Genomic DNA, 10,478 nt, shown 5'->3' with positions numbered 1-10,478 from the left:
GGAAGAGGTCTACAGGGCCGGACCGACGGGCGTACCAGCGGGTACGGCGTCGGCCGCCAGCGCGTGCAGCGCCGTGCGGGCCAGCAACCGCACCCCGACCCCGATCGCCCGCTCGTCGACGTCGAAGGTGCCGCGGTGCAGGTCCAACGTCTCGCCGCTGCCGTGCGTGCCCAGCCGGGCGAGGGCGATCGGCAGCACCTCGGCGAACCAGCCGAAGTCCTCCCCGCCCATGCTCTGCGGGGACAGCGCCACGCCGTCGCTGCCCACCGTCTCCAACGCCGCGGAGCGGAGCAGGGCCACGCTGCGCGGGTCGTTGACCACCGGCGGCACCCCGCGCACGTAGTCGATCGCCACCCGGGCCCCCGACGCCGTGGCGACCTCGGTGACCAGCCGGCGCACCAGGTCCTCGGCCTCGCTCCACACCGCGCGGTCGAGCACCCGGAGCGTGCCGCGCAGCTGCCCGGTCTCCGGGATGGTGTTGGCCGCGACGCCGGCGCTGATCGCGCCCCACACCAGGGAGACGCCGGCGCGCGGGTCGACCAGCCGGGACAGCAGCCCGGGGACCTCGGTGACCACCTGGCCCATCGCGTGCACCAGGTCGACGGTCAGCTGCGGGCGGGCGGTGTGCCCGCCGGGCCCGGTGAGCGTCACCTCCACCCGGTCGCAGGCCGCGGTGATCGCCCCGGTGCGCAGCCCGACCGAACCGGCCGTCAGCGACGGGTCGCAGTGCAGCGCGAACGCCCGGGTCGCACCGGCCAGCACGCCCTCGTCGACGACCTCCAGCCCACCGCCGGGCACCTGCTCCTCGGCGGGCTGGAAGACGCACCGCACGGTGCCCGGCAGGTCGTCCAGCGAGGCCAGCGCCAGCGCGACCCCGAGCAGCACCGTGGTGTGCACGTCGTGGCCGCAGGCGTGGCATAGCCCCTCGCGGGTGGAGGCGTACGGGACGTCCTTGAGGTCGGCCAGCGGCAGCGCGTCGATGTCGGCGCGCAGCACGACGACCGGCCCGGCGTCCGGGTCGCCCCCGACGTCGCAGACCAGCCCGGTGCCGGACTTCAGCCGGCGGGGCGCCAGGCCCGCCGCGGTGAGCCGCTGCTCCAGGAAGGCGGTCGTCTCGTGCTCGGCGAACCCGAGCTCAGGGTGGGCGTGCAGGTGCCGGCGGACGGCGACCAGCTCGGGCTGGTGCGCCTCCGACCAGGCGTCGACGGCCCGGCCGAGGACCTCTGCCGCGCTGGTCGCCTCCCCGCCGCTCACGCCGCTCCCGTCGCCGGCAGCCCGTCACGGAGCTCGGCGAGCAGGCTGTCGACCACCGGGGCCAGCGCACCGTCGTGTGCGGCGGCCACGGCGCGCTGGCGCTGGTAGGACGCACCGGCGTCCAGGACCCGCCGGGCGTCGACCAGCTCGGCCTCGCAGCCGAGCTTGCGGGCGGTCGGCAGCAGCTCCTCGACCAGGTCGGAGATCGCCTCGCGCACCGGGCGAACGGTGCCCTGCTCGTCGACGACGATCTCGGCGTCCAGCCCGTAGCGCACCGCCCGCCACTTGTTCTCCCGCACGATCCAGTCCGCCGGTGAGGGCAGGGTGTAGCCGCGGTCGAGTTGGGTGTCGAACTGCTCGACCAGGCACTGGGCGAGCGCGGCGACCGCGCCGATCTCGTCGAGGGTGGGCAGGCCGTCGCAGATCCGCAGCTCGACCGTGCCGAAGTCCGGGTGCGGGCGGATGTCCCACCACACCTCGCGGACGCTCTCGATGGCGCCGGCGTCGATCAGCGTGCCCATGTACTCCTCGAACTCCGACCAGTCGGCCAACTGGTAGGGCAGCCCGGCGGTCGGCATCGCCTCGAAGACCTTGGTGCGGGCCGACGCCAGCCCGGTGTCGCAGCCGGACCAGTAGGGCGAGGACGCCGACAGCGCCAGGAAGTGCGGCACGTACTGGGTGAGCGCGTTCACGATCGGCATGATCTTGTCGGGCGAGCGGACGCCGACGTGCACGTGCACACCGAAGATCTGCAGGCGCCGGGCCGGCCACTGCATCCGCTCGACGAGCTCCGCGTAGCGCTCCTTCGGCGAGATCTCCTGGCTGTCCCACCGGGTGAAGGGGTGGCTGCCGGCGCACATCACGCCCAGGCCGCGCCGCTCGGCGGCGCCGACCACCTCGGCCAGGGTGCCCGCCAGGTCGGCCTTCGCCTCGGCGACGGTGGTGCAGATGCCGGTGATGATCTCGATCGTCGACTGCAGCAGCTCGTGCTTGGCCTTGGGGTGCTCGTCCAGGCCGTCGGGGGTGAGCTCGGCGAGGATCTCGATCGCGCCGGAGGTCAGCTCGCGGGTCTGCGGGTCGATGAGCTGCAGCTCCCACTCCACTCCCAGGCTGGCGCGCTCGGACGAGTGGAAGGGGATCTGCACCCCGCGAGTCTAGAGACGGCGACGGACACCCGCCGGGCGATGGACCGCCCGGCCGTCGTTCCTATGCTCACGGGGTGAGCCAGCCGACCTCCGCGCACCCTGCCGACCCCGTCGCCCTCGCCGCCTCGGCGGCCGAGCAGCTCACCGCCGCCCTGGGCGGCGGCCACGACGTCGCGGTGGTGATGGGCTCGGGGTGGGCCCCGGCTGCCGACGCCTTCGGCGAGACGCTGGCCAGCGTCGCCATCGGCGACCTGTCCGGGTTCGCCGCCCCGACCGTCACCGGGCACGGCGGGGAGATCCGCTCGGTCCAGGTCGGTGCGCACAAGGTGCTGCTCTTCCTGGGCCGCACGCACCTGTACGAGGGCCGCGGGGTCGAGCCGGTGGTTCACGGCATCCGCACCGCTGCCGCGGCCGGGGTGCGCACCGTCGTCCTCACCAACGCCGCCGGCGGACTGCGCCCGGACCACCGGGTCGGGCAGGCCGTGCTGATCAGCGACCACCTGAACATGACCGCCCGCTCGCCGCTGGTGGGCGCGACCTTCGTCGACCTCACCGACCTGTACTCCGCCCGGCTGCGGACCCTGGCCAAGGAGATCGACCCGTCGCTGACCGAGGGCGTCTACGCGGCGCTGCCCGGCCCGCACTTCGAGACCCCGGCCGAGATCCGGATGCTCACCACGCTCGGCGCGGACCTGGTCGGCATGTCCACCGCACTGGAGGCGATCGCCGCCCGGGCGGCCGGGATGGAGGTGTTCGGCCTGTCGATGGTCACCAACGCCGCCGCCGGCATCACCGGCGAGGCGCTGGACCACCTCGAGGTGCTGGAGGCCGGCAAGGCCGCGGCCGGCCGGCTGGGCGCCTTCCTGGTCGAGCTGATCGGGCGCATGCCATGAGCGGCCCGGTGCTGGTCACCGGGGCGGCCGGCGGGCTCGGGACGGCGCTGCGCGGGGGGCTGCCGGAGCGCGGCTGGGCGGTGCGCAGCCTGGACGTGGCGCCGATCCAGGACCCGCGCCCGGGCGAGGAGCACCTGGTGGCCGACGCCGCCGACCTGCCCGCGATGACCGGGGCGGCGCAGGGCGCGGCCGCGGTGGTGCACCTGGCCGGGATCCTCGGCGAGGCCACCTGGCCGGCCATCGTGCGCTCGCACATCGAGACCACCCGCACCACGCTGGAGGCCGCCCGGAAGGCCGGCGTCCCCCGGGTGGTGCTGGCCAGCAGCAACCACGCGAGCGGCTTCACCTCCCGGCCGGCCTCCGGCCTGCTCACCGAGGCCGACGCGCCGCCGCGTCCGGACACCTACTACGGCGTGGCCAAGGTGACGATGGAGGCGCTCGGCTCGCTGTACGCCGACCGGTACGGCCTGGACGTCGTCTGCCTGCGGATCGGCAGCGCCTTCCCCCGGCCGACGACGGTCCGCCAGCTGGCCACCTGGCTCTCCCCCGGCGACACCGTTCGGCTGGTCGACGCGGCGCTGCGCACCCCCTCGCCCGGCTTCCGGGTGGTCTGGGGCGTCTCGGCGAACACCCGCGGCTGGTGGGACCTCACCGCCGCCCGTGCGCTGGGCTACGAGCCGGCCGACGACGCCGAGGCGTACGCCGCCGAGCTGATCGCCGCCCAGGGCGAGGCGGACCCGGCCGACCCGGTGCACGCCCGGGTCGGCGGGGAGTACACGCTGCCCGGCGTGGACGTCGACGTGGTCGAGGCCGCGCAGGGCCCGGTCCAGCCGAGTGGAGGCCCACGATGACCGACCTGCTGACCACCGCCCGCGCCTGGGCGGCCGCCGACCCGCACGCCGGTGACCGCGCCGAGGTGGAGGCGCTCGTCGCCGCGGGGGACGAGGCCGAGCTGGCCCGCCGGTTCACCGGCCCGCTGACCTTCGGCACCGCCGGGCTGCGCGGCCCGCTGCGCGCCGGCCCGGCCGGGATGAACGCCGCCGTGGTCAGTCGCGCGGCCGCCGGGCTGGCCCGGTACCTCAGCGACATGGGCCAGGGCGGTCGCGGCGTGGTGATCGGCTACGACGCCCGGCACCGCTCCGACGAGTTCGCGCGCGTCTCCGCCGCCGTGCTCTCCGGCGCCGGGTTCGCCGTCTCCGTGCTGCCCCGGCCGCTGCCCACGCCGGTGCTGTCCTACGCCGTCCGGCACCTGGGCGCGGTCGCCGGGGTGATGGTCACCGCCAGCCACAACCCGCCGCAGGACAACGGCTACAAGGTCTACCTCGCCGACGGTGCGCAGCTCGTGCCGCCGGCCGACCGGGAGATCGAGGCCGCCATCGCGGCCACCGGACCGGCCCGCGACATCCCGCTCGGGGACGAGTGGACCACCCTCGGCGACGACGTCGAGGCCGACTACGTCGCCGCGGTGGTGCGCGCCCTGGAGCCCGACCGGGTGGACGCCGCGGCCCGCCGGCGTCTCGTGGTCGCCTACACCGCCATGCACGGCGTCGGCTCGGCGACCACCCAGCAGGTGTTCGAGGCCGCCGGCTTCGCCGCGCTGCACTGCGTCGCGGAGCAGGACCGGCCCGACCCGGCGTTCCCGACCGTCGCCTTCCCCAACCCGGAGGAGCCGGGTGCGGTCGACCTGCTGACCGCGCTGGCCGACCGCACCGGCGCCGACGTCGCGATCGCCGAGGACCCGGACGCCGACCGCTGCTCGGTGGTGGCGGGCGGGCGCCAGCTGACCGGCGACGAGGTGGGCGTGCTGCTGGGCGACTGGCTGCTCCGCCGCGGGGTGCGCGGCACCTACGCGAACTCGCTGGTGAGCGGTTCGCTGCTGGGCACGCTCGCCCGCGCGCACGGCGTGCCGTTCGAGCAGACCCCGACCGGCTTCAAGTGGATCATCCGGGCGGGGTCGGCAGCAGCGCCCCTGGTCTTCGGCTACGAGGAGGCGCTGGGGTACGCGGTGTCCCCGTCGGTGGCGCACGACAAGGACGGCGTCTCCGCGGCCCTGGCGGTCGCCCTGCTCGCCGCCGAGCTGGCGGTCGAGGGACGCACGCTGACCGACCGGCTCGACGAGCTGGCGGTCGAGCACGGCCTGTACGCCACCGGCCAGTACTCGGTGCGGGTCGAGGACCTCACGCTCATCACCGGCGCGATGGCCCGGCTGCGCGCCCAGCCGCCGGCCCAGCTGCTGGGGCGGCCGGTCGAGGTGGTCGACCTGGCCCAGGCCACCCCGCCGCTGGACGCGGTCCGGCTGACCGGCGAGGGCGTGCGGGTGATCGTGCGCCCCAGCGGGACCGAGCCGAAGCTCAAGGCCTACCTGGAGACCGTCGTCCCGGTGCCCGAGGGCGACGGGCTGCCGGCCGCCCGCAGCCGGGGCGCGGACGAGCTGGACCGGCTCCGTGCGGAGATGGCCGCCGCGCTCGGGCTGTGACCGCCCGGCGTCAGCCCCAGTAGGGCGGCCGCTCCGGCTCGGGGGCCGGCTCGGGCTGCGGGGCCGCCAGCGGGGCCGCGGACGGCGGCGGGCCGTACCGGTTGGGGCCGCCGTCGCCGGGCAGGAAGCCGGTGATCACCAGCAGCGCCAGCTGCCCGAACAGCGGCACCAGGCCGATCAGCAGCCACCACGCGGACATGCCGCGGTCGTGCAGCCGGGTCGCGCCGCTGGAGATCGACGCCGGCATCGCCAGCAGCCCGATCGTGGTCACGATCGGCCCGTAGCCCGTCTCGCCCATGGCGATGCTCTCCAGCGAGCTGTTGCCCAGGGCCACGTCGGCCATCAGGGCCAGCACGCTGAGCGCCCCGATCGGCAAGGCGTACTGCAACCACCAGGTGCGCCGGTCGATGCGGCCACGGCGCACGTACCACTGCCAGAAGTCCACGCACCCAGTCTGCCTCGCGCCGTGCGCGTCAGCGAGGAGGTGGCCCGTACCGGTTCGGGTGCGGCTGGGTCCCGAGGAACCCGCAGGTGATCAACAGGACCAACCAGCCGATGCCCGGGAGCAGGCTCCACAGCAGCCACCAGGCGGAGTGGTCGCGGTCGTGCAGCCGGGTGACGGTGGCCGCGACGTTCGGCACGGCGAGCACCAGGGCGACGAGCGCGGTCACCGGGCCGCCCTCCTCGGGGAAGAACCAGAGGACGTCGGCCACGTCGACGCTGCCCGGCCGGTCCTCGAACCGCGGGTGGCTGTCCGGGAACCACTGCGCGTCCACCACCGAGGCCATCAGCCCGAACAGGCCGATGAGCAGCACGTACCGCAGCCACCAGTCGCTGCGCCGGATCCGCCCGGTGGGCACGTACCAGCCGAGCAGGCCGCCGCGGCCGTCGTTCCCGCTCATCCCCCGACGGTCTCCCGGCAGCCGGTGTGCAACGACCGCTGCGCGGCCTCCAGCACCCGGACGACGTCCCGCCCGAACCTGACGTCGCACGGGTGCGCGCCGCCGGTCAGCGCAGCCGCCTGCAGCTCGTCGACGGCGACCGCATGGGCCTCGACCGCCGTGCCGGACTCCGGCAGGAGCACCAGCCGGCCGGCGTCCCCGTGCACCCAGATGTCGATGCCGGTGGCCAGCTCTCCCACGGTCGCCGAGACGGTCACCGTGCTCGCGCGGCCCTCGGGGTGGGTGAGCACCAGGTGCACGGTGTCGCCCAGCCCGGCGCCGGCCTGTACCGCGCTCACCGGTCCGAGCGCCGGGACGAGCAGGGAGAGCGCGTGCGGTCCGACGTCCCACAGCGCACCGTGCTCCAGCCGCCACGGGGTCTCGAACGGCGAACCGGCCAGCCGCCCCAGCCAGGTGACCGCCCCGCCGGCCAGGGTGATCCGCGATGCCTGCTCGAGCCAGGTGGAGGTCGCCGTCCGGAAGCGGTTGGTGAAGAAGACCACCGAGGCGACGCCGGCCGCCTCCACCGCGTCGACCACCCGGTCGGCCGCGGCGACCGACAGCGCCACCGGCTTCTCCAGCAGCAGGTGCTTGCCCGCGGCGGCCGCCCGTTCGGCGAGGGGCGCCTGCACGTCCGGGGGCAGCGCGAAGCTGACCGCGTCGACGTCGGCGAGCAGGGCGTCGACGTCGTCGGTGCCCGGGACGTCGAACTGCGCCCCCGCGGCCTTCGCCTTGGCCAGGTCCCGCCCCCAGACGCCGACCAGCTCGGCGTCCGGGTGCCCGGCCAAGGAGGTGGCGTGCACCTCGGTCGCCCAGAAGCCGGTGCCGAGCACCCCGAACCGCATGGCCCTAGACCGCGCCGAACTGGCGGTCGCCCGCATCCCCGAGGCCGGGGACGATGTAGGCGTCCTCGTTGAGCCGCTCGTCGATGCTGGCGGTGAAGACGCGCAGCGGCAGGCCGCTCTCCTCCAGCCGCTTCAGCCCCTCCGGGGCGGCGAGGGCGCAGAGCACGGTGATGTCGGTGCAGCCGCGGTCGGTGAGCAGCGAGCAGCAGTGCACCAGCGAGCCGCCGGTGGCGAGCATGGGGTCGAGGACGAAGACCTGCCGGCCGACGAGCGACTCGGGCAGCGAGGCCATGTAGGCCTCAGGCTGGAAGGTCACCTCGTTGCGGGCCAGTCCGACGAAGCCCATCTGCGACTCCGGCAGCATCCCGTGCGCGGTGTCGGCCATGCCGAGGCCCGCGCGCAGCACCGGCACGATCAGCGGCGGGGCGGCCAGCCGGTAGCCGGTGGTGTCAGTCACCGGGGTGGTGATCGGCTCCTCGGCGACCGCGAGGTCGCGGCTGGCCTCGTAGACCAGGATCTGGGTGAGCTCCCGCAACGCGGCCCGGAAGGCGGCGTTGTCGGTGCGCTCGTCGCGCATTCGCGACAGTCGGGCGCGGGCGATCGGGTGGTCGACGACGGTCAGCTGCACGGCGCACACCGTATCGGCCTGCGGCTGCAGGTCAGGAGCGGAGCCGGGCGGCGGCCTCCCCGACCCCCGGCCCGGTGACCCCGCACGCCGAGACCGGTCGCCCGGTGGCCAGCAGCAGGAGGTCCCCGGCGGTGCCGCACACCTCGCGTCCGTCGCCTCCCACCCAGGCGGTGTCGGTGGCCACGAAGCGGAGCCCGCTCATCCGCCGCGCCGGGCGGCCGTAGAAGACGTTGGACCAGACGTGCTCCAGCGCCGGGACGGCGAGGTCGGGTGGTGTCGGCAGCCGGCGGCCGAGTGGGCGGGCGATGTCCTGGCTGTGCACGAGGACGTCGACCAGCGGGTCCCAGCGGCTGGACATCCCGACCCGGCGGTCGAGCGCGGCGGTCTCGCGCAAGTGCGCGGTGAGCACGGTCGGCGGGTGTGCAGCGGCGCGTTCCCGGGCGGCGCGGGCCTCGGCCCGGTCGAAGTCGCCGCGGGCCCGCAGAATGCGCAGCACCATGCCGGCGGTGGACTGCCGGGTGGAGAGGGTCACGTGGGCCAGCACGTCGTGCACCGTCCAGCCGACGCAGAGCGAGGCCGTCGTCCACTCGTGGTCCTGAAGGGTGTCGAGCAGGTCGGCGAGCACCCGCCGCTGAGCAGCGACCTCGGGGAGCATGGCGACGCGGGGCTCGGGCACGGGTTCCTCACACGGGACGGTGGACGTCGGTCGGTTCGAGGACTCCCGTGCCACCAGGAACTCATCGCACCCGGACGTCACACTCCTCCAGTCCGACTCGGTCCCGCCGAGCGGGCAGGCTGACGGCATGGCTCGCGGACCACGCACTCCCACCGGCCGCGCACTGGCGACACTCGGCCTGATCGCCTTGACCGCCTGGGTCGCCTTCATCGTGATCGAGATCGCCACCGTGCCCGAGCCCGGTGCACCGACGGTGGACGCACTGGCCACCCAGGCAGCGTCGTCCCTCACCCAGCGAGACGCCGAGGCGTTGCAGGCTCTCCTGGTGGACGACTCCCCAGCTGACTACGCCGAGGAGCTCCTCGCCGGGCTCCCCGCCACGGGAGGCGATCTGGAGGCCGTGGTCCGGGACTCCGGCCCAGGCGACGTCATCGTGGTGCGCGCGCCGGCAGGCAGCGACAGCTGTCTGGCGTGGCAGGTGGTCCCCGAGGACGACCGCTACCTCCTCGGCGTCATCCCACCTGTCAACGGCTGCTGACCGGGGCCATCTCCCCACCGGCTACCACCGCAGGCCGGGACAGACAGCCGGGCACCACAGTCGGCGAACGCACCGTCCTGTCGGGCTGCCCAACCGCCCGAGAAGGGATGCACGGCTCGGTGTGGACGCGTCGGGAGGTGGAGTCGGCCGACGCGTTCAGTGCTGGGCGTCGACGCCTCCGGTGTGGACCAGCACGGCGGCGGCCAGGGGCCCCACCACCGCGGATGGCAGTGCGTGCCCCATCCCCGGCACGGTCGCGACGGTGGCGCCGGAGACGGCCTCCGCGGCGCGATGGGCCGCTGGCGGCGGGTTGATCGGGTCGTTCGGCGCCTCGATGACCAACGTCGGGACCGTCACCCGGGCGAGTTCCGCGCCGCGGGCCAGCCCAGCCTGGTCGGCTCGCGCGTGCGCCGCCGTGTTGTCGTGCCGCCCGGCGTGGTCGATGACCCGTTCCTCCATGAGGCGGAACTCCTCCGCGTCGAAGGGAACGCCTGTGCCGTTCAGCAGCCGCCAGTGCTCCACCCGCCAGGCGACCTCGGCGTCCCGGTCACGTGGGTCCGCGAGGTGCTGCCACAGCTCCAGCAGCCGAGGATCGGTGTCGGTGAAGGCTGCGGGAGGGGCGCCGTCCGAGCCTGCGCCCTCCAACGCCGCCGTTGCGAAGAGGGTGGCCGAGAGCAGACGGTCCGGGTGGTCGAGGAGCAGCAGTTGGACGAGCGTGCCGCCCATCGACATCCCGACCACGTGGGAACGTGCGATGCCGAGCGCGTCCAGGACGGCGACCGCATCGTCCGCGAGGTCTCGCAGCGCGTACGGCTGGACGTCGAAGGCCCAGGTCGACCGTCCCGTGTCGCGGTGGTCGTAGCGGATGACGCGGTGCCGCTCACCGAGAGCGCGCACGAGGCCGGTCGGCCACGTGAGGCCCGAGGCATTGGCGCCCATGATCAGCAGCAGCGGCGACCCGTCCGCGCGGCCCGTCTCCTCGACCCAGAGCCGGACGTCCGGCGCGACCTCGACCATCCTCTCCACCCGGGCATCCGACCACGGCGCGGAGACCCACCGCGACGGATTTGCCGACCGAGCCG

12 protein-coding genes are annotated in these 10,478 nt (G+C 74.9%); 4 read left to right on the top strand and 8 right to left on the bottom strand.

The annotated features are described in order from the left end of the window. Positions 1-9: 9 nt before the first annotated feature. On the bottom strand, positions 10-1,254 hold the full coding sequence (locus O2W20_RS04910; RefSeq protein WP_269170610.1) for an amidohydrolase: 1,245 nt from the start codon (positions 1,252-1,254) through the stop codon (positions 10-12). After that, the gene (locus tag O2W20_RS04905; RefSeq protein ID WP_269170609.1) at positions 1,251-2,399 is read right to left on the bottom strand and encodes a glutamate--cysteine ligase; all 1,149 of its coding nucleotides are present in this window, start codon (positions 2,397-2,399) and stop codon (positions 1,251-1,253) included. The genes O2W20_RS04910 and O2W20_RS04905 overlap by 4 nt, the downstream gene beginning before the upstream one ends. Positions 2,400-2,473: 74 nt before the next feature. Between O2W20_RS04905 and O2W20_RS04900 the strand changes: the two genes are divergently transcribed. Genes O2W20_RS04900 through O2W20_RS04890 form a run of 3 tightly spaced genes read left to right on the top strand, consistent with a single transcriptional unit; the run spans position 2,474 to position 5,768 of the window. Continuing rightward, the gene (locus tag O2W20_RS04900; protein ID WP_269170608.1) at positions 2,474-3,292 is read left to right on the top strand and encodes a purine-nucleoside phosphorylase; all 819 of its coding nucleotides are present in this window, start codon (positions 2,474-2,476) and stop codon (positions 3,290-3,292) included. Next, positions 3,289-4,143 (top strand): NAD-dependent epimerase/dehydratase family protein, encoded by an 855-nt coding sequence (locus O2W20_RS04895; RefSeq protein ID WP_269170607.1) that lies wholly within the window; start codon positions 3,289-3,291, stop codon positions 4,141-4,143. Before O2W20_RS04900 ends, O2W20_RS04895 begins: the two co-directional genes overlap by 4 nt. Continuing rightward, the gene (locus O2W20_RS04890) at positions 4,140-5,768 is read left to right on the top strand and encodes a phospho-sugar mutase (RefSeq protein WP_269170606.1); all 1,629 of its coding nucleotides are present in this window, start codon (positions 4,140-4,142) and stop codon (positions 5,766-5,768) included. The genes O2W20_RS04895 and O2W20_RS04890 overlap by 4 nt, the downstream gene beginning before the upstream one ends. 10 nt (positions 5,769-5,778) lie before the next feature. Here the strand turns inward: O2W20_RS04890 and O2W20_RS04885 are convergent, their stop codons facing one another. From O2W20_RS04885 to O2W20_RS04865, 5 genes are read right to left on the bottom strand one after another with little or no spacing between them, the layout of a single operon-like run. Further along, positions 5,779-6,213, bottom strand: a complete 435-nt coding sequence (locus O2W20_RS04885) for a DUF805 domain-containing protein (protein WP_269170605.1) — start codon at positions 6,211-6,213, stop codon at positions 5,779-5,781. Positions 6,214-6,241: 28 nt separating this feature from the next. Then, entirely contained in the window at positions 6,242-6,670 is a 429-nt protein-coding gene (locus tag O2W20_RS04880; RefSeq protein WP_269170604.1) for a DUF805 domain-containing protein, read from the bottom strand. Next, positions 6,667-7,554 carry a Gfo/Idh/MocA family protein gene (locus O2W20_RS04875; protein WP_269170602.1) on the bottom strand — a complete coding sequence of 296 codons (888 nt, stop codon included), beginning with the start codon at positions 7,552-7,554 and terminating at the stop codon, positions 6,667-6,669. Before O2W20_RS04875 ends, O2W20_RS04880 begins: the two co-directional genes overlap by 4 nt. A gap of 4 nt (positions 7,555-7,558) precedes the next feature. Continuing rightward, a complete protein-coding gene (gene upp, locus O2W20_RS04870; RefSeq protein WP_269170601.1) occupies positions 7,559-8,182 on the bottom strand; it encodes a uracil phosphoribosyltransferase in 624 nt (207 codons plus the stop codon). Between the two features lie 31 nt (positions 8,183-8,213). Then, positions 8,214-8,858 (bottom strand): maleylpyruvate isomerase family mycothiol-dependent enzyme, encoded by a 645-nt coding sequence (locus O2W20_RS04865; RefSeq protein WP_269170600.1) that lies wholly within the window; start codon positions 8,856-8,858, stop codon positions 8,214-8,216. Positions 8,859-8,985: 127 nt separating this feature from the next. Between O2W20_RS04865 and O2W20_RS04860 the strand changes: the two genes are divergently transcribed. Then, complete coding sequence (locus tag O2W20_RS04860) at positions 8,986-9,396, top strand: hypothetical protein (RefSeq protein WP_269170599.1); 411 nt, start codon at positions 8,986-8,988, stop codon at positions 9,394-9,396. Between the two features lie 156 nt (positions 9,397-9,552). On the opposite strand, the gene O2W20_RS04855 is transcribed toward O2W20_RS04860, so the two are convergent. Further along, positions 9,553-10,413: an alpha/beta fold hydrolase gene (locus O2W20_RS04855; RefSeq protein ID WP_269170598.1), complete on the bottom strand. Its 861-nt coding sequence runs from the start codon at positions 10,411-10,413 to the stop codon at positions 9,553-9,555. Between the last annotated feature and the right edge of the window lie 65 nt (positions 10,414-10,478).

This window comes from Modestobacter sp. VKM Ac-2982, from assembly GCF_026967935.1.
GTDB lineage: Bacteria > Actinomycetota > Actinomycetes > Mycobacteriales > Geodermatophilaceae > Modestobacter.
The sequence above is the reverse complement of the archived record's forward strand: the minus strand, read 5'-3'. Positions and strand labels throughout refer to the sequence as shown.

Coding starts and splice junctions, on each gene's coding strand:
- O2W20_RS04895 (WP_269170607.1), top strand. CDS start 3,289: ATGAGCGGCCCGGTGCTGGTCACCGGGGCGGCCGGCGGGCTCGGGACG.
- O2W20_RS04890 (WP_269170606.1), top strand. CDS start 4,140: ATGACCGACCTGCTGACCACCGCCCGCGCCTGGGCGGCCGCCGACCCG.
- O2W20_RS04880 (WP_269170604.1), bottom strand. CDS start 6,670: ATGAGCGGGAACGACGGCCGCGGCGGCCTGCTCGGCTGGTACGTGCCC.
- O2W20_RS04875 (WP_269170602.1), bottom strand. CDS start 7,554: ATGCGGTTCGGGGTGCTCGGCACCGGCTTCTGGGCGACCGAGGTGCAC.
- O2W20_RS04860 (WP_269170599.1), top strand. CDS start 8,986: ATGGCTCGCGGACCACGCACTCCCACCGGCCGCGCACTGGCGACACTC.
- O2W20_RS04855 (WP_269170598.1), bottom strand. CDS start 10,413: ATGGTCGAGGTCGCGCCGGACGTCCGGCTCTGGGTCGAGGAGACGGGC.